General features: G+C 73.9%; 17 protein-coding genes. 8 read left to right on the top strand and 9 right to left on the bottom strand.

The annotated features are described in order from the left end of the window. The 3 genes from ACFYYN_RS38995 to ACFYYN_RS38985 are packed head-to-tail and all read right to left on the bottom strand — an operon-like array spanning position 1 to position 4,605. Complete coding sequence (locus ACFYYN_RS38995) at positions 1-954, bottom strand: hydroxymethylglutaryl-CoA lyase (protein ID WP_500549546.1); 954 nt, start codon at positions 952-954, stop codon at positions 1-3. Beyond that, positions 954-2,954, bottom strand: a complete 2,001-nt coding sequence (locus ACFYYN_RS38990; protein WP_500549560.1) for an acetyl/propionyl/methylcrotonyl-CoA carboxylase subunit alpha — start codon at positions 2,952-2,954, stop codon at positions 954-956. Before ACFYYN_RS38990 ends, ACFYYN_RS38995 begins: the two co-directional genes overlap by 1 nt. A gap of 22 nt (positions 2,955-2,976) precedes the next feature. Continuing rightward, positions 2,977-4,605: a carboxyl transferase domain-containing protein gene (locus ACFYYN_RS38985; protein WP_500437618.1), complete on the bottom strand. Its 1,629-nt coding sequence runs from the start codon at positions 4,603-4,605 to the stop codon at positions 2,977-2,979. Between the two features lie 141 nt (positions 4,606-4,746). Here ACFYYN_RS38985 and ACFYYN_RS38980 point away from each other — a divergent pair, with 141 nt between their 5' ends. From ACFYYN_RS38980 to ACFYYN_RS38970, 3 genes are read left to right on the top strand one after another with little or no spacing between them, the layout of a single operon-like run. Further along, positions 4,747-5,370, top strand: coding sequence for a TetR/AcrR family transcriptional regulator (locus ACFYYN_RS38980; protein WP_499511993.1), 624 nt, complete (start codon positions 4,747-4,749; stop codon positions 5,368-5,370). 38 nt (positions 5,371-5,408) lie between these two features. Then, positions 5,409-6,566: an acyl-CoA dehydrogenase family protein gene (locus ACFYYN_RS38975; protein WP_500549545.1), complete on the top strand. Its 1,158-nt coding sequence runs from the start codon at positions 5,409-5,411 to the stop codon at positions 6,564-6,566. A 31-nt stretch (positions 6,567-6,597) separates the two neighbouring features. Then, positions 6,598-7,479, top strand: a complete 882-nt coding sequence (locus ACFYYN_RS38970; RefSeq protein WP_499511991.1) for an acyl-CoA thioesterase — start codon at positions 6,598-6,600, stop codon at positions 7,477-7,479. A gap of 17 nt (positions 7,480-7,496) precedes the next feature. On the opposite strand, the gene ACFYYN_RS38965 is transcribed toward ACFYYN_RS38970, so the two are convergent. The 4 genes from ACFYYN_RS38965 to ACFYYN_RS38950 form a co-directional block, all read right to left on the bottom strand. Then, positions 7,497-8,681, bottom strand: coding sequence for a sensor histidine kinase (locus ACFYYN_RS38965; protein WP_500549544.1), 1,185 nt, complete (start codon positions 8,679-8,681; stop codon positions 7,497-7,499). Next, complete coding sequence (locus ACFYYN_RS38960) at positions 8,678-9,340, bottom strand: response regulator (protein ID WP_500437622.1); 663 nt, start codon at positions 9,338-9,340, stop codon at positions 8,678-8,680. The genes ACFYYN_RS38965 and ACFYYN_RS38960 overlap by 4 nt, the downstream gene beginning before the upstream one ends. Before the next feature lie 362 nt (positions 9,341-9,702). Beyond that, a complete protein-coding gene (locus tag ACFYYN_RS38955; RefSeq protein ID WP_500322800.1) occupies positions 9,703-10,512 on the bottom strand; it encodes a phosphatase in 810 nt (269 codons plus the stop codon). 103 nt (positions 10,513-10,615) lie between these two features. Beyond that, positions 10,616-12,115, bottom strand: a complete 1,500-nt coding sequence (locus ACFYYN_RS38950) for a PucR family transcriptional regulator (protein WP_500549543.1) — start codon at positions 12,113-12,115, stop codon at positions 10,616-10,618. A 128-nt stretch (positions 12,116-12,243) separates the two neighbouring features. Here ACFYYN_RS38950 and ACFYYN_RS38945 point away from each other — a divergent pair, with 128 nt between their 5' ends. The 5 genes from ACFYYN_RS38945 (at position 12,244) to ACFYYN_RS38925 (ending at position 21,893) form a co-directional block, all read left to right on the top strand. Next, the gene (locus ACFYYN_RS38945; RefSeq protein ID WP_500549542.1) at positions 12,244-13,716 is read left to right on the top strand and encodes a sodium:solute symporter family protein; all 1,473 of its coding nucleotides are present in this window, start codon (positions 12,244-12,246) and stop codon (positions 13,714-13,716) included. 52 nt (positions 13,717-13,768) lie between these two features. Continuing rightward, on the top strand, positions 13,769-14,731 hold the full coding sequence (speB, locus tag ACFYYN_RS38940) for an agmatinase (RefSeq protein ID WP_500549541.1): 963 nt from the start codon (positions 13,769-13,771) through the stop codon (positions 14,729-14,731). Beyond that, positions 14,728-16,335, top strand: coding sequence for a thiamine pyrophosphate-binding protein (locus ACFYYN_RS38935; RefSeq protein ID WP_500549540.1), 1,608 nt, complete (start codon positions 14,728-14,730; stop codon positions 16,333-16,335). Before speB ends, ACFYYN_RS38935 begins: the two co-directional genes overlap by 4 nt. 237 nt (positions 16,336-16,572) lie before the next feature. After that, positions 16,573-20,349 (top strand): ABC transporter ATP-binding protein, encoded by a 3,777-nt coding sequence (locus ACFYYN_RS38930; RefSeq protein ID WP_500549559.1) that lies wholly within the window; start codon positions 16,573-16,575, stop codon positions 20,347-20,349. A gap of 134 nt (positions 20,350-20,483) precedes the next feature. Beyond that, positions 20,484-21,893: a S28 family serine protease gene (locus tag ACFYYN_RS38925; RefSeq protein WP_500549539.1), complete on the top strand. Its 1,410-nt coding sequence runs from the start codon at positions 20,484-20,486 to the stop codon at positions 21,891-21,893. A 7-nt stretch (positions 21,894-21,900) separates the two neighbouring features. Here ACFYYN_RS38925 and ACFYYN_RS38920 read toward each other — a convergent pair whose 3' ends face one another. Further along, positions 21,901-22,521, bottom strand: a complete 621-nt coding sequence (locus ACFYYN_RS38920; protein WP_500549538.1) for a hypothetical protein — start codon at positions 22,519-22,521, stop codon at positions 21,901-21,903. Positions 22,522-22,619: 98 nt separating this feature from the next. Continuing rightward, on the bottom strand, positions 22,620-24,413 hold the full coding sequence (locus ACFYYN_RS38915; RefSeq protein WP_500356911.1) for a glycoside hydrolase family 3 protein: 1,794 nt from the start codon (positions 24,411-24,413) through the stop codon (positions 22,620-22,622). Positions 24,414-24,452 lie beyond the last annotated feature (39 nt).

The raw sequence follows: 24,452 nt of genomic DNA, 5'->3' as shown, positions 1-24,452 counted from the left end.
TCACTCCTGGTGGGAGAGGGCGCGGACGGTACGGGACGGGCTCGGTCGGCCCAATTGCTCCGCCATCCACACGCTGGTGGCGGTGAGGCGGCTGAGGTCGACCCCGGTCTCGACGCCGAGGCCGTCGAGCATCCAGACCAGGTCTTCGGTGGCGAGGTTCCCGGTGGCGCTCTTGGCGTACGGGCAGCCGCCGAGGCCGCCGGCGGAGGCGTCGACGACGCCCACGCCGTGCCGGAGGGCGGCCAGGGTGTTGGACAGTGCCTGGCCGTAGGTGTCGTGGAAGTGGACGGCGAGCCGCTCGACGGGCACGTCCAGGCCGGCCAGGGTGTCGAGCAGCGCCACGACGTGGCCGGGGGTGGCGACGCCGATGGTGTCGCCGAGGCTCAGCTCGTCGCAGCCCAGGTCGTAGAGCCGGCGGGCCACCGCGGCCACCTGAGGCACGGGCACGGGGCCCTCCCACGGGTCGCCGAAGCACATCGACAGGTAGCCGCGCACCCTCGCCCCCGCCTCCTTGGCAGCGGCGACGACGGGAGCGAACATCTCCAGCGACTCGTCGACCGTGCGGTTGAGGTTGGCCTTCGCGAAGGACTCAGTCGCGCTGCCGAAGACGGCGACCTCGCGCACCCCCAGGGCCAGGGCCCGCTCCAGCCCGCGCTGGTTGGGCACCAGCACGGGCAGCCGGATCCCGTCGCCCAGGTCGTCCAGCAGCGGCATCAGCTGCTCGGCGTCGGCGAGCTGGGGCACCCACTTGGGGTGCACGAAGCTGGTCGCCTCGATGGTGGTCAGCCCGGCGTCGGCCAGGCGGTGCACGAACTCCGCCTTGACCTCGGTGGGCACCGTGGCCTTCTCGTTCTGCAGCCCGTCGCGTGCGCCGACCTCGTGGATGCGCACCTGCCGCGGGAGCCCGTCCAGGGGCACGGACATGGGCAGCCCGGGAGTTCGCTCGACGGCCATCACCCGGCCTCCTCCTGGTGCGGGGCGACGACCGCGAGCACCTGGTCCATGGCGACGGTGCTGCCCGGGGTCACGTCGATCTCGGTGACGGTGCCGTCGTGCGGGGCGGTGATGACGTGCTCCATCTTCATCGCCTCCACCACGAGCAGGCTCTGGCCCGCGGTGACCTCGTCGCCCTTGGCGACCTTGACCACGGTCACCGTGCCGGGCATGGGCGCGGCCAGGGTGTCCACCCCGCCCGCGCCGGCCCCGCCGCGCAGCGCGGCCTCGACCGGGTCGTACGGCTGCAGGCGCCAGCCGTCGCCGTCCGTGCCCAGCCAGTCGCCGGCGTGGCCGAAGGCGTGCGTGACGCCGTCCCACTCGACGGTGATCCGCTGTCCGGAGCCGGGCAGCAGCCGGGCACGCACCGCGGGGGCCTCGTCGATCCGCACCTCGGCCTCCGGGGCGCTGCCGCGGACGCGGACCCGCACGGCCTCGCCCCCGGGTACCCGCAGCCAGTGGTCGGTCCAGGCGGGCTCCCCGCCGAGCCGCCAGCCGCTCGGCACGGAGAAGGGGTCCCGCCAGGCTCCGCCGGCCGCCGCCGGTTCCAGGGCCGCGTGGCGCAGCAGCGCGGCCGCCGCGTACACCTCGACGGGCACCTCGGAGGGCACCAGGCCCGCCAGCTCCCGGTCGATCAGGCCGGTGTCCATATCGCCGGAGACGACGTCGGGGTGGGCCAGGAGGCGGCGCAGGAAGCCGGTGTTGGTCTCCAGGCCCAGCACGGTTGTCCCGGCGAGGGCGGCCCGCAGCCGGCGCAGCGCCGTCGGGCGGTCGGGGCCGTACGCGATGACCTTGGCGAGCATCGGGTCGTAGGACGTGCCGATCTCGCTGCCCGCACTGAGCCCGGAGTCGACGCGCACGCCCTCGCCGATGGGCTCGTCCAGTGCCAGCACGGTGCCCGCCGACGGCAGGAAGTTGCGGGAGGGCACCTCGGCGCAGATCCGGGCCTCGACGGCGTGCCCGGTCAGGGCGACCCCGTCCTGTCCGAAGGACAGCCGCTCGCCCGCGGCGATCCGCAGCTGCCACTCCACCAGGTCCAGCCCGGTCACCAGTTCCGTGACGGGGTGCTCGACCTGGAGGCGGGTGTTCATCTCCATGAAGCAGTAGGCGGACGGGTCGGCGCCCGGGACGATGAACTCCACGGTGCCCGCGCCGACGTAGCCGCAGGACAGCGCGGCCTGCACGGCGGCGGCGCCCATGGCGGCCCGGGTCGCCTCGTCCAGCAGGACCGAGGGGGCCTCCTCGATCACCTTCTGGTGGCGGCGCTGCAGGGAGCACTCGCGCTCGCCGAGGTGCACCACGTTGCCGTGGCCGTCGGCCAGCACCTGGATCTCGATGTGCCGGGGACGGTCGATCCACCGTTCCACCAGCAGGGTGTCGTCCCCGAAGGAGCCGCGCGCCTCGCGGCGGGCGGCCGCGATCTCCTCGGGGAGCAGGGCCGTGTCGCGCACCAGGCGCATGCCCTTGCCGCCGCCGCCCGCGGAGGGCTTGAGCAGCACGGGGGTGCCGATCTCCAGGGCGGCGGCCGTCAGCTGCTCGTCGGTGAGCCCGCTGCCGCTGCTGCCCGGCACCACCGGGACCCCGGCCTCGCGGACGGTCTCCTTGGCGCGGATCTTGTCGCCCATGAGCTCGATGGCCCGGGCGGGCGGCCCGATGAAGGCGAGCCCCGCCTCCGCGCAGGCACGGGCGAAGGCGGCGTTCTCGGCCAGGAACCCGTAGCCGGGGTGGACGGCCTGGGCGCCGGTGCGGGCGGCCGCCTCCAGCAGCCGCTCGATCGACAGGTAGCTCTCGGACGCCGCCGCCGGGCCGATGCGCACGGCGGTGTCGGCCTCGCGCACATGGCGGGCCCCGGCGTCGGCATCGCTGAAGACGGCGACCGAACGGATCCCCAGCCGCCGCAGGGTGCGGATGACGCGGACCGCGATCTCGCCGCGGTTGGCCACCAGGACGGTGTCGAACATCGCTGACATCTGAGTGCTCCCCCTACATCCGGAAGACGCCGAAGCCCGGCGCCTGCGGATCGCGTTGCGGAATCGGCGCGTTGGCGCACGCGGTCAGGGCCAGTCCCAGCACCTGGCGGGTCTGCAGGGGGTCGATGACCCCGTCGTCCCACAGCCGGGCCGTCGCGTAGTAGGCGTTGCCCTGCTCCTCGTACTGGGCGCGGATGGGGGCCTTGAAGCCCTCCTCGTCCTCCGCCGCCCAGGTGTCGCCGGCCGCCTCGATCTGGTCGCGCTTGACGGTGGCCAGCACCGAGGCGGCCTGCTCGCCGCCCATGACGGAGATCTTGGCGTTGGGCCACATCCACAGGAAGCGCGGCGAATAGGCGCGGCCGCACATCGAGTAGTTGCCCGCGCCGTAGGAGCCGCCGATGACCACGGTCAGCTTGGGCACCCGGGTCGTGGCCACCGCGGTGACCATCTTGGCGCCGTGCTTGGCGATGCCGCCCGCCTCGTACTGACGGCCCACCATGAAGCCCGAGATGTTCTGCAGGAAGAGCAGCGGGATGCCGCGCTGGTCGCACAGCTCGATGAAGTGCGCGCCCTTCTGGGCCGATTCGGAGAACAGGATGCCGTTGTTGGCGACGATCCCGACCGGGTGGCCGTGGATCCGGGCGAAGCCGGTGACCAGCGTCGTGCCGTACTCGGCCTTGAACTCCGCGAAGCGGCTGCCGTCGACGAGGCGGGCGATGACCTCGCGGACGTCGTAGGGGGTGCGCGAGTCGACCGGGACCGCGCCGTAGAGCCCGGCCGGGTCGACGGCGGGCTCCTCGACGGGTCCGACCGTCCAGGGCAGTGCGCCGCGGGCGGGCAGGGTCGCCACGATGTTCCGCACGATGCGCAGCGCGTGGGCGTCGTCCTCGGCCAGGTGGTCGGTGACGCCGGAGGTGCGGGAGTGCACCTCGCCGCCGCCGAGCTCCTCGGCCGTGACCACCTCGCCGGTGGCGGCCTTCACCAGCGGTGGGCCGCCCAGGAAGATCGTGCCCTGGCCGCGGACGATCACCGCCTCGTCGCTCATCGCGGGGACGTAGGCGCCGCCCGCCGTGCACGAGCCGAGGACGGCGGCCACCTGCGGGATGCCGCGCGCGGACAGGGTGGCCTGGTTGAAGAAGATCCGCCCGAAGTGGTCGCGGTCGGGGAAGACCTCGTCCTGCTTCGGCAGGAAGGCGCCGCCGGAGTCGACCAGGTAGACGCACGGCAGCCGGTTGTCCAGGGCGATCTCCTGGGCGCGCAGGTGCTTCTTGACCGTCATCGGGTAGTACGTGCCGCCCTTGACGGTGGCGTCGTTGGCGACGATCACGACCTCGCGGCCGGAGACCCGGCCGATCCCGGCGACGACGCCGGCGGCCGGGGCCTGGCCGTCGTACATGCCGTCGGCGGCCAGCGGGGCGAGCTCCAGGAACGGCGATCCGGGGTCGAGCAGCCCGTCCACGCGGTCGCGGGGGAGCAGCTTGCCGCGCGCGGTGTGCCGGGCGCGGGCCTTCTCGCCGCCGCCGAGCGCGGCGGCGGCGAGCTTCTCGCGCAGCCGCGCGGACAGCTCGGCGTGCGCCTTCTCGTTGGCGCGGTAGGCCTCGCTCGCCGGATCCGCGGCGCTGGCGAGGACGGGTGCTTCCATGTCACGGGCCCCCGGAGGAGTTAGCGGTCGTTAACGTGTTGTCTACCACGTTAGCGGTCGTTAACACGGCTGTCTAGAATGGTAGGACGATGAGATCGCGGGGGGCATCCGCAGACCGGACGCCTCGCGGAAAGGTGCGGTGTGGAGCCCACGAGGACGGCGGCCAAGGCGGCCAGCGGCAGGCGCGACCAGATCCTGAGGGAGGCCGCGCGGCTCTTCGCCGAGCGCGGGTTCCACGGGGTCGGCGTGGACGAGATAGGGGCGGCCGTCGGCATCAGCGGCCCCGGGCTGTACCGGCACTTCGCGGGCAAGGACGCGATGCTCGCCGAGCTGCTCGTCGGGATCAGCGGCCGGCTGCACTCCGCGGGCCGCATGCGGGTGGCCGAGGCCGACGGCGCGGCCGCCGCGCTGGACGCCCTGGTCCGCGGGCACATCGACTTCGCCCTGGACGACCGGGCGCTGATCACCCTCCACGACCGCGAACTGGACCGGCTCCGGGACTCCGACCGCAAGCTCGTGCGCCAGTTGCAGCGCCAGTACGTCGAGCAGTGGGTCACGGTCGTCCGCGAGGTCCACCCGGGGGCGGCCGAGCCCGAGGTCCGCGCGGCCGTGCACGCCGTCTTCGGCCTGCTCAACTCCACCCCGCACCTCGGCCCGCACGGGGGGCTGCCCGGCCGCGCGGCGACCGCCGTGCTGCTGCACCGGCTGGCCCTGGGCGCCTTCGCCGCTCTGGACAGCGCGCACAACCGGGAAGTAACTTACTGAGCGCTTGCTTATCGCCCAGTGTGCAGAGGAGGCGCCAAGTGCGTCGCACGGTATTCAACGAGGACCACGAGGCCTTCCGGGAGACGATCCGGGACTTCATCGCCAACGAGGTCGTGCCCGTCTACCCCGAGTGGGAGGAGGCGGGGTACCCGCCCCGCGACTTCTACCGGCGCCTGGGCGAGCTGGGCATCTTCGGCATCGAGGTGCCCGAGGAGTACGGCGGCGCCGGCATCACGGGCTGGAAGTTCAGCGCCGTGGTGACCGAGGAGTGCGCCCGCGCCGGCGTCAGCTTCGGCAGCAGCGGCGTGCACACCGGCCTGGTGCTCCCGTACCTCCTGGAGTTCGCCAACGAGGAGCAGAAGAAGCGCTGGCTGCCCGACTTCATCAGCGGCGACATGATGACCGCCATCGCCATGACCGAGCCCGGCACCGGCTCCGACCTGGCCGGCATGACCACCACCGCGAAGCTCTCCGAGGACGGCACCCACTACGTCCTCAACGGCGCCAAGACCTTCATCACCGGCGGCGTGGTCGCCGACCGCGTGCTGGTGGTCTGCCGCACCTCGCCGGCCACTCCGGAGGACCGCCGCCGCGGTCTGTCGATCCTCGCGGTCGACACCACGAGCGAGGGCTACGCCGTCGGCCGCAAGCTGGAGAAGATCGGCCTGCGCACCTCCGACACCGCGGAGCTGTCCTTCGCCGACGTCAAGGTCCCCGTCGAGGACCTGCTCGGCGAGGAGGGCAAGGCCTTCTCCTACCTCGCCCACAACCTGCCGGTCGAGCGCCTCGCGATCGCCTTCGGTTCCTACGCCCAGGCCGACGCCGCCGTCCGCTTCGCGGCCCAGTACGTGCGCGACCGCAAGGTCTTCGGCAAGAGCGTCGCCGAGTTCCAGAACACCAAGTTCGTGCTCGCCGAGTGCGCCTCCGACGTCGACGCCATGCAGGCCGTCGTCGACCGCGCCCTGGAGGCCCACGAGCTCGGCGACTTCACCGCCGCCGACGCCGCGCGCGCCAAGCTCTTCTGCACCGAGACCGCGGCCAAGGTCATCGACCGCTGCCTCCAGCTGCACGGTGGCTACGGCTACATGCTGGAGTACCCGATCGCCCGCCTGTACGCGGACAACCGCGTGCACCGCATCTACGGCGGCACCAGCGAGGTCATGAAGTCGATCATCGCCAAGTCGATGGGGCTGTGACCGGACGGTCCGCCGACCCCGAGAGACACACGTGACCAACCACGCACTGCAGTCCCTGCTCGATCTCCTCGACCTCGAGCGGATCGAGCAGGACATCTTCCGCGGCGCCAGCCGCCCCGCCGTCGTCCCCCGCGTCTTCGGGGGCCAGGTCGCCGCACAGGCGCTGGTCGCGGCGGGGCGCACGGTCCCGGAAGGACGCGACGCCCACTCCCTGCACGCCTACTTCCTGCGCATGGGCGACCCGGGCGCGCCGATCGTCTACCAGGTCGACCGCATCCGCGACGGCCGCTCCTTCACCACCCGCCGGGTGGTCGCGGTGCAGCACGGGCAGCCGATCTTCCATCTGTCCGCGTCCTTCCAGACGTACGAGGACGGGCTGGAGCACCAGGAGCCGATGCCGCCGGCGCCCGACCCGGAGAGCCTGCCCACCGGCGAGGAGCTGCTGCGGCCGCACAGGGACCGGTTCCCCGACCCCTCGGTCGTGGACCGCCTCCTGGAGGCCCGCGCCGCCGTCGACCTGCGCTACGTCGACGCCCCGCCCTTCCTCGCCGCCGGGGCCGGGCCGCGTGAACCCCGCTCCCAGGTGTGGTTCCGCACCAACGGGAAGCTCGCCGACGACCCGCTGCTCCACGTCTGCCTCGCCACCTATGTGTCGGACATGACGCTGCTGGACTCCGTGCTGCTCGCCCACGGGCGCGGCGGCTGGGCGGTCGGCGACGTGGTGGGCGCCAGCCTGGACCACGCCATGTGGTTCCACCGGCCGTTCCGCGCCGACGAGTGGCTGCTGTACGACCAGCAGAGCCCGTCGGCCTCCGGCGGGCGCGGGCTCGGCACCGCGCGCATCTACACCCAGGACGGGCGGCTCGCCGTCTCCGTCATCCAGGAGGGTGTGGTCCGCGTACCGCGGGACTGAGCCGCCGGGTCACCGGGTCACCGGTCCGCGGCCAGCGGCAGTGTCGCCCGCACCAGGAAGCCGCCGTCCGGCTCCGGACCCGCGTCCAGGGTGCCGCCCAGCTGGGCGGCGCGCTCGCGCAGCCCGGTGAGGCCGTGACCGCCGGACGGCAGCGCCGGGCCGGGCGCGCCCCCGCCGCACGGCGCGTTGCGCACCGCGACGTGCAGCGCGTCGGCGGCGAGCCGTACGGTCACCTCGGTGCGCGCGCCGGGAGCGTGCTTGCGCACGTTGGTCAGGGCCTCTTGCACGGTGCGGTACGCCGCGTGCTGCACCGGCGGCGGGCACCCGGGCCGGCCCAGGGCGGTCAGGTCGCCGTGCACCTGCGGCCCGGCCGCGGCGAGGAGGGTGGGCAGCTCCGCGAGGCCCGGGCCGGCGTCCTCGCCGCCCACGGCCACCGGCATCCGCAACAGCCCCACCATGTGCCGCAGTTCGTCCAGGGCGTCGCGGCTGAGCTGCCGCACCGTACCGGCCGCGGCCCGCGCCTCCTCGCCCCGGGCGGTCGCCTCCAGCGCGCCCGACTGCACGGCGATCAGGCTGATGTGGTGGGCCACGGTGTCGTGCATCTCCCGCGCGAGCCGGGTGCGCTCCCGCACCACCGCCCGTTCCGCGGCCAGCCGCCGTTCCCGCTCCCGGCTCTCCGCCAGCTCGGCGAGCCGCGCCGCGAGCTCACGGCGTGACGCGGCGAGCAGCCCCAGCGCCGTCGGGGCCACGGCCAGCAGTGCCGACAGCAGCACCGCGAGCACGGTCGCGGCGGGGGCCCAGTCGACCTCCCCGATCCACGGCCAGGGGAAGAACGACACAAAGGCGACGGCTGCCGCGCTGCCCAGCGTCACCACCACGGGCGGCGTGATCCGCCTCCGGCCGGGGAGCGGCTGCGGCCCCCGCCGCAGCAGCCGCCGGGCGCGGGCCACGGTCAGGGCGCCGCCGTCGGCGGCGATCGTGTACAGCGCGGCCATGGGGGCCAGCCACACATAGCCCAGCGACAGGGTGGGCAGCGTCGCCAGCAGCACCGTCAGCGGCAGCCGGCGGCGCAGCGCGAGGGCGCCGGCGGCCAGGTACGCCGCCGACAGCGCGAGGGGACCGCCCAGGGAGCGGGTCGCCCAGGCCTCGGTCGCCGCGACGGCGACCAGGCACCCGTCGGCGACGGCCCGGGGGAGCCTCACGCGGCGCTCCCCGGCGAGAGCCCGGCCCGGTGCGCCAGGATCGCCAGCGACACCCGGTTCGGCGCGTCGAGCTTGCGCAGCAGGGCGCGGACGTGGTCCTTCACCGTGGCGACGGTGATGTGCAGCCGCTCGGCGATCTCCAGGTTCGACAGGCCCCCGGCGACCAGCAGCAGCACCTCCCGCTCCCGTCCGGTCAGCCGGTCCAGGGGCGCCCCGGCGGGGTCGGCCTCCTGGGCGTCGGCCGTGCCCAGGTAGCCGTCGACCACGGCGCGGCTGACGGTGGGCGTGAAGACCGTCCCGCCGGAGGCGAGCACGCGGACGGCGTCGATGAGGGTGGCGACCGCCGTGTCCTTGAGCAGGAAGCCGGTCGCGCCCGCGCGCATGGCGGCGGTGATGTGGGCGCTGGTGTCGAATCCGGTGAGCATCGCGACGGCCGGCGGATCGGGCAGCGCCCGTACGGCGCGCAGCACGGTCAGCCCGTCGGGTTCCGGCATCACCGTGTCCAGCAGCACCAGGTCGGGCTTGCGCGCGCGGACGGCGGCCAGTGCCGCGCGGCTGTCGCAGTCCGCGACCACACCGATGTCGCCCGCGGACTCCAGGATGCGCCGCAGGGCGGTCCTGACCAGTGTCTCGTCGTCGACGATCACGACCCGTATCACGATCCCGCGCCTTTCTCCGGACGGCCTTCCACTCCACCCGAGGGTGGACCGCGAACTCCATCCCGGGGGTGATCCACCGGCGGCGCCGGACCGGAAGAATCGACGGCGATCGTAACGAGCACGCCGCCGGGTCGCATGTCCGGGCGGCCGCGCCCGTCGGTCGACGGGGGAAACCGAGGGAGAACGGGGGCCGACGGGGGAAACGGGGGCCCACGGGGAACGGGGGTTCTCATGTCGCGGACCAAGGGCGGGGGCGAAGGCCCCGGCCTGTCGACATAGGGCCCCGGGTCGCCGGAAGGACGGCGGCCCGGGGCCCCTCGGGAGTAGCGGGCCGCGCCCCCTCGGGGGTGCGGCCCCCTGTGTCATGCGGAGCCGGTCAGGCCCGCCGCGTCCAGCAGGTAGGCGGTCATCGCGTCGTAGTGGCGCGGGTCGGTGACGTGGTCGTCCAGCGGGACGGTCACCGAGACCGTGCCCTCCGCCTCGGCGAGGAAGAGGGCCGGGTCGTTGCAGTCCGCGAAGCCGATCGCGTCGATGCCGCGCTGTCCGGCGCACCCCGCCCAGCCGTGGTCGGCGACGACCAGGTCGGGCAGCGGCCGGCCCTGCGCGGCCAGCGCGTCGAGGACCGCCGCCATCGGGCCGGGGGAGTGGGTGTGCCACAGCGTGGCGCCGCGCTCCAGCATGGCCACGTCGCAGAACTGGAAGACGCCGCCCTCGTCGGTGGACAGCCCGCCGGGGATCGCGACGACCTCGGCGCCGGCGGCCCGCACGGCCGCGGCCAGGGTGCGGTGGACGTCCAGCAGGCCGCCGGGGTGGCCGGTGGCGAACAGCACCCGTTGCCCGCCCTCCACGGCCTTGCAGAGCATCCGGGCGGCCCGGTCAAGGGCGCTGATCGTCAGCTCGGGGTCGATGGTGTCCTGCCCCAGGAGGTACCCGGGGTCGGCCACGACCCCGCAGCGCTCGGCCATGACCGCCAGCACCGCCTCCTCGTCCGTCCAGCGCTCGCCGAACTCCAGGCCGAACCAGTAGTGGCGGTCGCCCTCGGCGAGTCTGCGGTAGTGGGAGCGGTTGTTCTCGCGGGGGGTGGCGACGTCGCCCGCGATGCGCGTGCGTACGAGGTGGTCGGCGAGGGCCTTGCGGGACGGCACGGTGACATGGGGCAGCATGACCCCCATTGTCGCCTGCTGTCGGACGTGCGTGCGGGGGGCCGCCGATCGACGCCGGTCCGTTACCTCCTGCCGGGACGTCAGAAAGCCCGCCGCGGCGGGGCGCACGGGGTCACAGCCAGCGCAGCGCGAACCACAGCTCCATGCGTACGTCCGGGTCGTCCAGGTCCGCCTCCAGCAGGGTCGCCGCGCGCCCGATGCGCTGGCGCACGGTGTTGCGGTGCACCTCCAGGGCGACGGCCGTACGGTCCCAGCTCCCGTGCAGGCCGATCCAGGTGCGCAGCGTCTCCACCAGGGCGGGCGAGTCCGCCACCGGCGCCAGCAGCTCCCGCGCCCTGGACCGGGCGTCGTCCGGGGTGACCAGTCCGCTCATGCCGGGCCCGGCTCCGCGATGGATCACCAGCGGCGCACGGGTGGCGACCGCCCTGCGCAGCGCGCCCGCGGCCTGGCCGTCCCCTGTGACGAGCGCGTCCATCGCGACCGGCCCGCTCACCCCGAGGGTCCACCCCGGCTGGGCGGTCACCTCGCGGCCGGCCGGCAGGAGCAGGCGTACGACGGTGCCGCCCGGTTCGATCAGCGCGGTGCCCAGCGCCGTGCCGAGCGCGGCCGCCGCCAGCGGCCCGGCCGGGCCGCCGCGTTTGCGGGCGTGCACGACGGCCCAGCGGGACTCCGGTCCCAGCAGCGGGGCCACCTCCTGCGGCTCCGCGCCCAGCAGCAGCCGCACCAGCGCCGCCGACCGGCCCGCCTCCGCGCTGCTGCCCAGGTGCGGGCCGGTGAGCAGGGAGAGCAGGACCGCGGCGACGTTGGCGACCGCGTGGTCGCCCGGATCGGGGCGGCCCGTGACCAGGACGAGCGCCGGCCGCTCGCTCGGGGGGCCGCCGGCCAGCGCGTACGCCGACAGGCGCGTCCCGCCGTGGGTGTCGGTCGCCGAGGAGGGCGCGTGCGCGTCCGTCGCCGGCAGGACCACCCCGGCCAGCCGTGCCGCCGCCGCACGCGCCTGCGGGTCCGGGGCGGTCCCCGCCGCGTACACCTCGGAACCGTCCGGGGCGATCAGCGCGGCCCACGCGCCCAGGCGGCCGGCGAGCCTGCGCAGCACCGAGGGCACGGGGTCCGGGCGCCCGGCGGCCGCGGCGAGGGCCTGCTGTGCCTCGGTGACGTGCCGCAGCTCACGGACCCGGGCCTCGCCCATGGCCTGCCAGACGGCCCGCGCGACGGCGGTGAAGGGGGTCCGCGGCGGCACCTCCACCAGCGGCAGGCCGTGCCGGTCACAGGCGGCGACCAGCGCCGCCGGGGTCTCGTCGTGCACCGGGGCGAGACCGAATCCGAGCGCCGCCGCCCCCGCCTCGACCGTGCGGGCCACGTAGCGGTCCAGGTAGGCGCCGGCGCCCGCCGCCGACGCGAAGTGCACCCCCGCGGTCAGCAGCAGCTCCCCGCCGAGCAGGTACGGGAAGGGGTCCTCCATCTCACTGGTGTGCACCCACTGGACGCGGACGTCCCGGTCGGCCGCGGACGGTCCCGCGACCTGGCGCAGCCCGAGGTCGGGCAGGGCGAGCAGGGTGGCGAGCGGGATCGGCGGCGTGGGCGGCGCCAGGTCCTGACGCGGGGGAGTCATGTGCGTTTCCTCCATCCAGACCGGGTGCGATGGATGAAACGTACACTTCAGCGCTTCTTCCCGGCCGCCTATCGTCGCCGCAAAGGAAAGCCCGCGGCTCCGCCCGCGCGACCGATGGAGGAGGGTTCATGGCCGTCGACTACGCCGTGATCATCGGCTATCTGGCCGGCATGCTCGCCGTGGGCTGGTGGGGCATGCGCCGCGCCAGGTCCAAGAGCGAGTTCCTGGTCGCCGGCCGCAGGCTGGGCCCGTCGATGTACTCCGGCACCATGGCCGCGATCGTCCTCGGCGGCGCCTCCACCATCGGCGGCGTCGGCCTCGGCTACCAGTACGGCCTGTCCGGCGCCTGGATGGTCTTCACCATCGGCCTCGGCCTGCTGGCGCTGAGCGTCTTCTTCTCGGCCCGCATCGCCCGCCTGAAGGTCTACACCGTCTCCGAGATGCTCGACCTGCGCTACGGCGGCTCGGCCGGCGTCATCTCCGGCATCGTCATGTGGGCGTACACGCTGATGCTCGCGGTGACCTCGACGATCGCCTACGCGACGATCTTCGACGTCCTGTTCGGGATGGACCGCACCCTGGCGATCATCCTGGGCGGCGCCGTCGTGGTGGCGTACTCCACGCTGGGCGGCATGTGGTCGATCACGCTCACCGACATGGTGCAGTTCGTGGTCAAGACCCTCGGCGTGCTGGTCCTGCTGCTGCCGATCGCGGTGATCAAGGCGGGCGGCTTCGCGGAGATGAAGGCGCAGCTGCCGAGCGAGTACTTCGCGCCCCTGGGCATCGGCGGGCAGACGATCTTCACCTACGTGCTGATCTACACCTTCGGCATGCTCATCGGCCAGGACATCTGGCAGCGCGTGTTCACCGCCCGCAGCGACAGGATCGCCAAGCTCGGCGGCACCGTCGCCGGTGTCTACTGCCTCGTCTACGCGATCGCCGGCGCCGTCATCGGCACCGCCGCCAAGGTGCTGTACCCGAACCTGGCCGCGGCCGACGACGCCTTCGCCACCATCGTCAAGGACGCGCTGCCGGTGGGCGTGCGCGGCCTGGTGCTGGCCGCCGCGCTCTCCGCGGTGATGTCCACCTCCTCCGGCGCGCTGATCGCCTGCGCCACCGTGGCCAACAACGACATCTGGTCGCGGCTGCGCGGCGTGGTCGGCCGCGGGCGGGACGACGAAGAGGGCGCGCACGACGAGGTCTCGGGCAACCGCGTCTTCATCCTGATCATGGGCGTGGTCGTCATCGTCACCGCCATCGCGCTGAACAACGTCGTCGAGGCGCTGACCGTGGCGTACAACCTGCTCGTCGGCGGGCTGCTGGTACCGATCCTCGGCGGTCTGCTGTGGCGGCGCGGCACCGCGGCGGGCGCCCTCGCCTCGGTGGCCGTCGGCGGCCTGGCCGTCGTGGGCCTGATGGTCTGGAAGGGCATCCTGGCCAACGAGCCGGTCTACTACGGCCTGCTGGCCTCCCTCGTCGTCTACGTCGTGGTGAGCCTCGCCACCAAGCCGACCGACGCCGCCGTGCTGGCGGCCTGGCGGGAGCGGCTGGCCGGACGGACCCCCGTCCCGGCCGCCGAGGGGACCGTTCCGGTCGGATAAAGTCACAAAGCGAGCAGAGCGCAACGAAGCGTACGAAAGAAGGCAGTTACCCATGAGCAGCACCGAACCGCGCGGCCCCATCGACTCCTCCCGCACCCCGCGGTACGCCGGTCCCGCCACGTTCGCGCGGCTCCCGCGCCTCGACGAGGTCGGCACCACCGACGTCGCCGTGGTCGGCGTGCCCTTCGACGCGGGCGTCTCCTACCGCCCCGGCGCCCGCTTCGGCGGCAACGCGATCCGCGAGGCCTCCCGTCTGCTGCGCCCGTACAACCCGGCGCAGGACGCCTCGCCGTTCGCGCTCGCCCAGGTCGCGGACGCCGGTGACATCGCCGCCAACCCGTTCAACATCAACGAGGCCGTCGAGACGATCCAGGCCGCCGCCGACGACCTGCTCGACACCGGTGCCCGGCTGATGACCCTCGGCGGCGACCACACCATCTCGCTGCCCCTGCTGCGCGCCATGGCCCGCAAGCACGGCCCGGTCGCCCTGCTCCACTTCGACGCCCACCTCGACACCTGGGACACCTACTTCGGCGCCGAGTACACCCACGGCACCCCGTTCCGCCGGGCCGTCGAGGAGGGCATCCTCGACACCTCCGCGCTCTCCCACGTCGGCACCCGCGGCCCGCTGTACGGCAAGCAGGACCTCACCGACGACGAGAAGATGGGCTTCGGCATCGTCACCTCCGCCGACGTCTACCGGCGCGGCGCCGACGAGGTCGCCCAGCAGCTGCGCGAGCGCATCGGCGACCGCCCGCTGTACATCTCCATCGACATTGACGTCCTCGACCCGGCCCACGCCCCCGGCACCGGTACCCCCGAGGCCGGCGGCATCACCTCCCGCGAGCTGCTGGAGATCCTGCGGGGCCTGGCCTCCTGCCACCTGATCTCCGCCGACGTCGTCGAGGTCGCCCCCGCCTACGACCACGCCGAGATCACCAGCGTCGCGGCTTCCCACACCGCGTACGAGCTGACCACGATCATGACCCGGCAGATCGCGGCCGGCCGCGCATGAGCGGGCGCAACGGCGGCGACCTGGTCGTCGAATCCCTGACGGCGCTCGGCGCGACGACGGTCTTCGGCCTGCCCGGGCAGCACGCGCTGGGCGCCTTCGACGCGCTGCGGCGCTCGAAGCTGGAGTACGTGGGCCTGCGCGTGGAGAACAACGCGGGCTTCGCCGCGGACGCGTACGCCCGCGTCACGGGCGGCGCCGCGCCGCTGCTGGTCTCCACCGGCCCCGGCGCGCTGATGACGCTCGCCGCCCTGCAGGAGTCGGCCGCCGCCTCGGCGCCGGTCGTCGCCATCGGCAGCCAGGTGCCGGTCGCCGGGCTCGGCGGCGGCCGCCACGGCTACCTGCACGAGCTCGCCGACCAGAAGGCGTCGTTCCGCGACATCGTCAAGTCGGTGCACACCGTCCGCACCGCCTCCCAGATCCCCTCGGCCCTCGCCGCCGCCTGGGAGTCGGCGCTGACCGCGCCGTACGGGCCGGTCTGGGTGGAGATCCCGCAGGACGTGCTGCTCGCCCCCGTCACGGTGCCGCCGGTCGGGGAACTGGCGGCCGGGCCCCGGCCGCTGCGTCCTCGCGCCGAGCTGATCGCCGAGGCGGCGGCGCTGCTGTCCCGCGCCGAGCGGCCGGTCGTGCTGGCCGGCGGCGGCGTCGTGCGCGCGGGGGCCGAGGCCGAGCTGCGCGCCCTCGCCGAGCGGCTCGACGCCCCGGTCGCCTGCACCTTCGGCGGCAAGGGGGCCTTCCCGTGGGAGCACCCGCTGTCGCTGCGGAGCTGGCTGGAGGACCGGCACACCACGGACTTCCTGGAGGAGGCCGACGTCCTGCTGGTCGTCGGATCCGGGCTGGGCGAGCTCTCCTCGAACTACCACACCTTCCGCCCGCGCGGCCGGGTGATCCAGGTCGAGGCCGACCTCGGCAAGCTGGAGTCCAACCACCCGGCGCTCGGCATCCACGCCGACGCCCGGCTCGCCCTCGGCGCGCTCGCCGCGGCCGTGGACGAGCGCCGCGACGCGGGCGCGCCCGAGGCGGTGGCGGCACTGCTGGAGCGGGTCCGGGAGCGTCTCGACGGCCAGGACCTCGGCCTGGAGCAGCGCGTCCTCGCCGCCGTCCGCGACGCCCTCCCCGAGGACGCCCCCAGCTTCTGGGACATGACGATCCTCGCCTACTGGGCCTGGTCCGCCTGGCCCGGCCCGATGCACTCCGCCCAGGGCGCCGGCGGTCTCGGCTACGGCTTCCCCGCCGCGCTGGGCGCTGCCGCCGCGGACCGCACCCGGCCGGTGCTGGCCGTCTCGGGCGACGGCGGCGCGATGTACTCGATCGCCGAGCTCGCCACGGCCCGGCAGTACGGCCTGCCCGTCACCTGGCTGATCGTCGACGACGGCGGTTACGGCATCCTGCGCGAGTACATGACGGACGCCTTCGGCGAGGCCACCGGCACCGAGCTGGCCCGGCCGGACTTCGTCGCAGTCGCCGGCGCCTTCGGCGTGCCGGCGGTCCGCACGAGCCCCGAGCGGCTCCGGGACGACCTCGCGGACGCCCTCGCGGCGCCCGGCCCCTGCGTGGTTGTGCTCCCCGCGCTGCTGCGGATGTTCGCGCCGACGCACCTGGGATGAACCGGCACCCGGTCCCGGCCAAGGGGGAAACGTTTCGTCGGACTTTGTCCCGAGACCTCCGCCCGAGCACTGTCGGACCCTCGTCGTAGTTTTGTTGCGGGAGGATGAAATCCGCACTCCAGGGCGTTGTGATCCTCCGGCGAAAAGGACGGGACGGGAGGACACCGGGTGGCGGCGAAGGACGACGAAGCGAAGGCCGGCGAGGCCGTGAGGGCCGAGGGCTGGCTGCGGCGGCTGATGGGGTACTGCTGGCGCTACCGGGGGAACGTGGGCCTCGCGCTCGGTTCCTCGCTCGCCGGCATGGCCGTGATGGCCCTCGTGCCGCTCGTCCCCAAGCTGATCATCGACGACGTCATCGTCAAGCACGACAAGCCGCTCGCCCCCTGGGCGGCCGTGCTGATCGCCGCCGCCGTCGTGGTCTACCTGATGACCTTCCTGCGGCGTTTCTACGGCGGCAGGCTCGCCCTCGACGTGCAGCACGACATGCGCACCGACATGTTCCACTCGCTCACCAGGCTGGACGGCGCGCGCCAGGACGAGCTCAACACCGGCCAGGTCGTCGGCCGGGCCACCAGTGACCTGCAGCTCATCCAGGGCCTGCTCTTCATGGCGCCCATGATGATCGGCAACGTCCTGCTCTTCGTCCTGTCGATCGTCGTGATGTTCGTGCTCTCGCCGATGCTGACCCTGATCGCCCTCGCCGTCGCGCCCGCCCTGTGGTTCCTGGCCGACCGCAGCCGCAAGCGGCTCTTCCCCGCCACCTGGTACGCCCAGGGCCAGGCCGCCGCCGTCGCCGGGATCGTGGACGGCTCGGTGACCGGCGTCCGCGTCGTGAAGGGCTTCGGCCAGGAGCAGCAGGAGATGTCCAAGCTGCGCTCGGTCAGCGAGCGGCTCTTCGCCGGACGGCTGCGCACCATCAGGTTCAACGCGCGCTACGGTCCCGCGCTCCAGGCGGTGCCCTCGCTCGGGCAGGTCGGCATGCTGGCGCTCGGCGGCTGGATGGCCGTGAAGGGCCAGATCACCCTGGGCACCTTCGTCGCGTTCTCGACCTACCTCGCCCAGCTGACCGGCCCGGTGCGCATGCTCACGATGATGCTCACCGTCGGCCAGCAGGCCAGGGCCGGGGTCGAGCGCGTCACCGAGCTCATCGACACCCGGCCCAGCCTGGAGGAGGGCGCCGGGCAGCTGCCCCGCGAGGCCCCGGCCACCGTCGAGTTCGACCACGTCAGCTTCGGCTACGACCGCACCCGTCCCGTGCTGGACGACTTCTCGCTCACCGTCGAGCCCGGCGAGACCGTCGCCGTCGTCGGCGCCTCCGGCAGCGGCAAGTCGACCGTCTCGCTGCTGCTGCCCCGCTTCTACGACGTGACCGGCGGCGCCGTCCGCGTCGGCGGCCGCGACGTGCGCGAGCTCACCTTCGACTCCCTGCGCGACGCCATAGGGCTCGTCCCGGAGGACAGCTTCCTGTTCTCCGACACCGTCCGCGCCAACATCGCCTACGGCCACCCCGACGCCACCGACGAGCAGATCCTCACCGCGACCCGGCACGCCCAGGCGGACGAGTTCATCAGCGCCCTGCCCGAGGGGTACGCGACCGTCGTCGGCGAGCAGGGACTGACCCTCTCCGGCGGCCAGCGCCAGCGCGTCGCCCTGGCCCGCGCCATCCTCACCGACCCGCGGCTGCTCGTCCTCGACGACGCGACCTCCGCCGTGGACGCCCGCGTCGAGGCCGAGATCCACGACGCGCTGCGCGAGGTGATGGCGGGCCGCACGACGCTGCTCATCGCCCACCGCCGCTCCACCCTCGCCCTCGCCGACCGGATCGCCGTGCTGGAGGCCGGCCGGCTGGTCGACGTGGGCACCCACGAGGAGCTGGAGGCCCGCTGCCCGCTGTACCGGCGGCTGCTCACGGACCCCGACGAGCTCGGTTCGGACGTCGTCACCCATGACCCCGCGGGCGAGGTCGTGCCGCTGACCGAGTGGCCCGGCGAGGGCGCGATCGCGGCCCCGGCGGCACGTCCCGCCGCCGAGGCGTCCGCGGAGGGCGGCGTGACGGCGGCCCTGTGGCCGCAGGACCGCCGGCACCGCGACGAGGACACCGGGCGGACGCAGTCGGCGCCCTCCCCGGCCGCCGCGCGCGGCGGCCCGGGCGGCATGGCCTCGGCCATGGCCGGGATGCCCGCCACCCCGGAGCTGCTCGCGCAGGTGGCGGCGCTGCCCCCGGCCCTGGACACCCCGGACGTCGACGAGGACCAGGCGGCCTCCGTCGAGAAGGACTTCGGCCTGCGCAGTCTGCTGCGCGGCTTCCGCGGGCCCCTGCTGCTCAGCCTGCTGTTCGTCGCCGTCGACGCGCTGGCCGGGCTGCTGCTGCCGGTCCTGATCCGGCACGGCATCGACTCCGGTGTGCGGCAGGCCGCGCTCGGCGCCGTCTGGGCCGCCTCGCTGCTGGGGCTGGCCGTGGTCGCCGCGCAGTGGGGCGCGCAGTGGGGCTCCACGCGCCTGACCGGCCGTACCGGCGAGCGCGTGCTCTACACGCTCCGGGTGAAGATCTTCTCCCACCTGCACCGGCTCGGGCTCGACTACTACGAGCGCGAGCTGAGCGGCCGCATCATGACCCGGATGACGACCGACGTCGACGCGCTGTCGACGTTCCTGCAGACCGGACTGGTCACCGCGCTGGTCAGCGTGCTGACCTTCCTCGGCATCCTGGTCGCGCTGCTGGTGATCGACGTCCAGCTGGCGCTGATCGTCTTCGCCACCCTGCCGGTGCTCTTCGTCGCCACCTGGGTCTTCCGCCGCAAGTCCGTGAAGGCCTACGAGCTGGCCCGGGAACGGGTCAGCGTCGTCAACGCCGACCTGCAGGAGCACGTCGCCGGGCTCCGCGTCGTGCAGGCCTTCCGGGGCGAGCGCGGTGGCGCCGAGCGCTTCGCCGACCGCAGCGACGCCTACCGGCGGGCGCGTGTGCGCGGGCAGTGGCTGATCTCGGTGTACTTCCCCTTCGTGCAGTTGCTGTCCAGCGTCGCCGCCGCCCTGGTGCTGATCGTCGGCGCCCACCGCGTCGGCGCGGGCACGCTCACCGCAGGCGCCCTGGTGGCCTACCTGCTCTACATCGACCTGTTCTTCTCGCCCGTGCAGCAGCTCTCGCAGGTCTTCGACGGCTACCAGCAGGCGTCGGTGTCCCTGGGCCGCATCCGCGAGCTGCTGCGCACGCCGACCGCCACCCCGCCCGCCGGGTCCCCGCGCGGCGTCGGCCGGCTGCGCGGCGAGATCGCCTTCCGCGACGTGCACTTCCGCTACACCGAGGAGGGCGCAGAGGCGCTGTCCGGGATCGACCTGCGGATCCCCGCGGGCCAGACGGTGGCCTTCGTCGGCGAGACGGGCGCGGGCAAGTCGACCCTGGTCAAGATGGTGGCCCGGTTCTACGACCCGACCTCGGGTGCGGTCCTCGTCGACGGCCAGGACATCCGCGAGCTCGACCTGACCGGCTACCGTCAGCGGCTCGGCGTCGTCCCGCAGGAGGCCTACCTCTTCGAGGGGACGGTCCGCGACGCCATCGCCTACGGGCGGATGGACGCCACCGACGCCGAGGTCGAGGCCGCGGCCCGGGCCGTCGGCGCCCACGACATGATCGCGACGCTGGACGGCGGCTACCTGCACGCGGTCTCCGAGCGGGGCCGCAACCTCTCCGCCGGACAGCGGCAGTTGATCGCCCTGGCCCGCGCCGAGCTGGTTGACCCCGACGTCCTGCTGCTCGACGAGGCGACGGCCGCCCTGGACCTGGCCACCGAGGCCCTGGTCAACCGGGCCGCCGACCGGCTCGCCGTACGCCGCACCACGCTGGTCGTCGCCCACCGGCTGACCACCGCCGCCCGCGCCGACCGGGTCGTCCTCCTCGACCACGGCCGGGTCGTCGAGGACGGCACGCACGAGCAGCTCCTCGCCGCCGACGGCCGCTACGCCGAGCTGTGGCGCACCTTCGTCGGCGAGGACGAGAGCAGCGAGGCCGTCGCCTAGGCACCGCCTTCGCGCTATTGCGGCCCGGACCCCGGTGGTCCGGGCCGCCGTCTTTGCCCAACGCCCCCTGGCGGCGAGCCACTTCCTCCTCATAGGTTCACGGGCGACGCCCGTCGAACCCCGAAGGAGGGGGCATGCGCAACGCGCTCAGATGGCTGCTGGCGCTGGTGTTGCTCATAGGCACCGCCGGCGGTGGAGCCGCCACCGCGACCGCTGACGAGCCGGACATCAAGGACCGCATCCTGGCGATACCCGGGATGAGCCTGATCGAGGAGAAGCCGGTCACCGGATACCGCTTCTTCGTCCTCAACTACACGCAGCCGGTGGACCACCGGCACCCGTCCAAGGGGACGTTCCAGCAGCGGATCACCGTGCTACACAAGGGGACCGACCGGCCCACCGTGTTCTACACCTCCGGCTACGGCCTCTCCACGACCCCCTCCCGCCGCGAGCCGACGCAGATCGTGGACGGCAACCAGGTCTCCATGGAGTACCGCTTCTTCACCCCGTCCCGTCCCGCCCCCGCCGACTGGTCGAAGCTCGACATCTGGCAGGCCGCCAGCGACCAGCACCGCATCCACCGGGCGCTGAGCCGGATCTACGCCGGGAACTGGCTCGCCACCGGCGCCAGCAAGGGCGGCATGACGGCCACGTACTACCGCCGTTTCTACCCGCACGACATGGCCGGCACCGTCGCCTACGTCGCCCCCAACGACGTGGTCAACGACGAGGACTCCGCCTACACCCGCTTCTTCCGCACCGTCGGCACCGCCGACTGCCGGGCGCGGCTGAACGCCGTGCAGCGCGAGGCACTCGTCCGCCGCGGCGAGATCGTCGCCCGCTACCAGCAGTACGCCGCCGACAACGGGCTGACCTTCACCACCGTCGGCAGCGCGGACAAGGCGTACGAGAACGTGGTGCTGGACCTGGTGTGGGCCTTCTGGCAGTACCACCAGCAGTCGGAATGCGCGGACGTGCCCGCGGCGACCGCCACCACGGACGCCCTCTACTCCTTCGTCGACTCCGTCTCCGGCTTCGACTTCTACACCGACCAGGGCCTGGAGTACTACACGCCGTACTACTACCAGGCGGGCACGCAGCTCGGCGCTCCGACCTTCGCGACCCCGCACCTGAAGGGCCTGCTGCGCTACCCCGGGATCTACCAGCCGCGTTCCTACGTGCCGCGTTCCATCCCGATGCGCTTCCAGCCCCGCGCGATGCACGACGTCGACACCTGGGTGCGCCACCACGCCGAGCGCATGCTCTTCGTCTACGGGCAGAACGACCCCTGGGGGGCCGAGCCGTTCCGCCTCTCGCGGGGGGCGCACGACTCGTACGTGATGTGGGCGCCCGGCGCCAACCACGGTGCGGTCATCGGCGCGCTGGGCGCGGCCGACAAGGCGAAGGCCACCGCCGAGGTGCTGGAGTGGGCCGGTGTCGCCCCCGCGGCCGTACGTGCCGACCCCGAGGCGGCCAAGCCGCTGGCGGCCTACGACGCCAAGCTCGACCGGAGCACCGAGGCCGCCGGCCGGCTGCCCTTCTGATCGGGTGTCAGAGCCGGCGGGCGCATCCCACGCCCGCCGGCCCGCCGCCCACCCCGACGTACAGCGCCGTCCCCCGGGGGCAGGACCGGCGCTCGCGGGCCAGCTCCACGACCCGGAACTGCGGGGCGTGCGGCCCGGACCCGTCGCAGGGCGTCTCCTTCACCTGTCCCTTCCGGGAGCTGTAGAGGCAGTCGCCCGCGATCGTCCGGGGCCCGCCGCCCCCGCCGGGATCCCCTGGGTGCGGGGCCTTCAGGTTGCGCATGCAGGCGTACCCCTGGGGACGGGCGGCGGTGACGGTGAGCAGGAAGTCCGTGGTCGGCGGGCAGCGGTCGCCGGCCCGTGTGGTGGGCGGGGGAGCGGGCGACGGCGAGGCGGGCAGCAGCCCGTACAGCCGGCCGACGACCCGGGCCCGGGCGCCCGGGTCCGAGCACGCCACCTCCCGGTAGGAGCCCACCGGGTCGCCGGCCGCGCACTCCCCCTGGTCCAGGAAGACCGCGGCGTGCGTGGCGGGCGGGACGTCCGGGCCGGCGGCGCTGCTGCCCGTGCCGCCCGCGCCCGGCGAGCAGGCGACGAGCAGCACGGCGACCAGCCATGCCGCACCCAGGAGTTGCCCGGACAACACGCGCATGGCGGCCCCCCACCCGTCCCCCCGGGCGAGTTGCCCGTTTTCGGCAGGATAGGTGGCGTGACCCGTTCCCGGGAGGGGCCGCCCCGCGCGAGGCGGGTTCAGTACCGCAGGCCCCAGCCGACGGGGTAGAGCGTCCGCGCCGGGTCGTCCGCGGCCGGAACGGCCACTGGCAGCTTGCCGCTCGGCCGTACCTTGCCCGCCAGTACCCGTGCGGCCGCACGCATCGACACGTCCGTCCAGCCGTAGGTGGCCAGCGCGGCGGCCACCCCGTCCAGCCGGGCGACGTCGTAGGGGTTGCGGATCGCGATCTGCACCACCGGCACACCTGTGGCGACGAGCGCTGCCACCAGCGCGATCTGACCCGTCGACGCCCCGGTGACGTTGTACGTGGCCACCACCACGGCGTCCTTGTCCCGCGCGGCGGCCACCGCCTGGTCGATCACGGCCTGGCCCGGCGCGGTCCCGGTCGACAGGACCTGCGCGGTGTGCCCGAGGCCGGCCAGGGCCGCGCCGAGCACCGCGGTGGGCGGCCCGCCGGTGCCCGAGGGCGCGGCGGGGTCGGCGCCGACGACCAGCAGCCGGCGGTGCGCGGGCAGCGGCAGCGCCCCCTGGTTCGCCAGCAGGGTGACGGTGCGTCCGGTGATCCGGTCGGCCTCCGCCAGGTGGCCGCGGGTGCCGACCACCCGGTCCACGCCGCGGTGGGTGACGTACGGGTCGTCGAGCAGCCCGCGCCGCGCCTTGAGCATGAGGACCCGGGTGAGGGACTCGTCGAGGCGTTCCTCGGTGAGCTCGCCGGACTTCACGGCGGCCAGGACGCCCTGCCAGGCGGTCTCCAGGACCGGCGGGTTGAGCAGTTGGTCGGCGCCGGCCTTCAGGGCGAGCACCGGGACCCGGTCGTCGCCGTACTTCTGGCGCACGCCCTCCATGCCGAGGGAGTCGGTGACGACCACGCCGTCGTAACCGAGTTCCTCGCGCAGGATGCCGGTGAGGATGGGCCGGGACAGCGTGGCCGGGTCACCGGAGTCGTCGAGTGCGGGCACCAGGATGTGCGCGGTCATGATCGAGTCGATGCCGGCGGCGATCGCCGCGCGGAAGGGCGGGGCGTCCAGGCGCCGCCACTCCTCGAGCGAGTGCGTGATGACCGGCAGTTCGAAGTGGCTGTCGGTGCCGGTGTCACCGTGACCGGGGAAGTGCTTGGCGGTGGCGACGATCCCGGCCCGCTGGTAACCCTCCACCTGGGCGGCGACGAGCGCGGCGACGGCCTTCGGGTCGGCGCCGAAGGAGCGCACCCCGATGACGGGGTTGGCGGGGTTGACGTTGACGTCGGCGACCGGCGCGTAGTCCTGGGTGATGCCCATCGCCGCCAGTTCGGCCCCGGCGACGGCCGCGGCCCGCCGGGCGTCCGCAGTGCTGCCGCCCGCACCGAGCGCCATCCCGCCGGGGAAGAGCGTGGCGGGGGAGCCGACCCGGGCGACGGCGCCGTGCTCCTGGTCGGTGGAGATCAGCAGGGGGATCCTGGAGGCCCGCTGTATGCCGTTGGACAGGTCGGCGATCTGGTGCGGATCGCGGGTGTTGTGGGCCCACGCGAAGTAGATGATGCCGCCGACGTGGTACTTGGCGATCAGCTCGGCCGCGTTGGAGACCCCGATCTCGGCCTGGTTCGCGGCGACGTCGGCCGGATCGGGGGCGGTGGCCGAATGGCCGTACACGCGCATGACGAAGAGCTGGCCGATCTTCTCCTCGATGCTCATGCGGTCGATGAGCGCACGGACGCGTCTGCGGTCCGTCGCGGCCGCGTTCGCGGTGCCCGGGACGCCGAGGGCGAGGGCGGTGGAGGCGGCCGCGGCGGCACCGAGCACCGTACGGCGGGACGGATGGGGACTGCTGTGCATGACGGACTCCTTCCGGCAGGAGGTGGGGGGCGTGCTGAA

This window comes from Streptomyces sp. NPDC001902, from assembly GCF_042891295.1.
GTDB lineage: Bacteria > Actinomycetota > Actinomycetes > Streptomycetales > Streptomycetaceae > Actinacidiphila.
This window is presented reverse-complemented; position numbering and strand designations above follow the sequence as displayed.

Excerpts from the sequence above, each read along its gene's own strand:
- ACFYYN_RS38995 (WP_500549546.1), bottom strand. The coding sequence starts at position 954 with ATGGCCGTCGAGCGAACTCCCGGGCTGCCCATGTCCGTGCCCCTGGAC.
- ACFYYN_RS38990 (WP_500549560.1), bottom strand. The coding sequence starts at position 2,954 with ATGTTCGACACCGTCCTGGTGGCCAACCGCGGCGAGATCGCGGTCCGC.
- ACFYYN_RS38985 (WP_500437618.1), bottom strand. The coding sequence starts at position 4,605 with ATGGAAGCACCCGTCCTCGCCAGCGCCGCGGATCCGGCGAGCGAGGCC.
- ACFYYN_RS38955 (WP_500322800.1), bottom strand. The coding sequence starts at position 10,512 with ATGGGGGTCATGCTGCCCCATGTCACCGTGCCGTCCCGCAAGGCCCTC.
- ACFYYN_RS38950 (WP_500549543.1), bottom strand. The coding sequence starts at position 12,115 with ATGACTCCCCCGCGTCAGGACCTGGCGCCGCCCACGCCGCCGATCCCG.
- ACFYYN_RS38945 (WP_500549542.1), top strand. The coding sequence starts at position 12,244 with ATGGCCGTCGACTACGCCGTGATCATCGGCTATCTGGCCGGCATGCTC.
- speB (WP_500549541.1), top strand. The coding sequence starts at position 13,769 with ATGAGCAGCACCGAACCGCGCGGCCCCATCGACTCCTCCCGCACCCCG.
- ACFYYN_RS38935 (WP_500549540.1), top strand. The coding sequence starts at position 14,728 with ATGAGCGGGCGCAACGGCGGCGACCTGGTCGTCGAATCCCTGACGGCG.
- ACFYYN_RS38930 (WP_500549559.1), top strand. The coding sequence starts at position 16,573 with ATGGGGTACTGCTGGCGCTACCGGGGGAACGTGGGCCTCGCGCTCGGT.
- ACFYYN_RS38925 (WP_500549539.1), top strand. The coding sequence starts at position 20,484 with ATGCGCAACGCGCTCAGATGGCTGCTGGCGCTGGTGTTGCTCATAGGC.
- ACFYYN_RS38920 (WP_500549538.1), bottom strand. The coding sequence starts at position 22,521 with ATGCGCGTGTTGTCCGGGCAACTCCTGGGTGCGGCATGGCTGGTCGCC.
- ACFYYN_RS38915 (WP_500356911.1), bottom strand. The coding sequence starts at position 24,413 with ATGCACAGCAGTCCCCATCCGTCCCGCCGTACGGTGCTCGGTGCCGCC.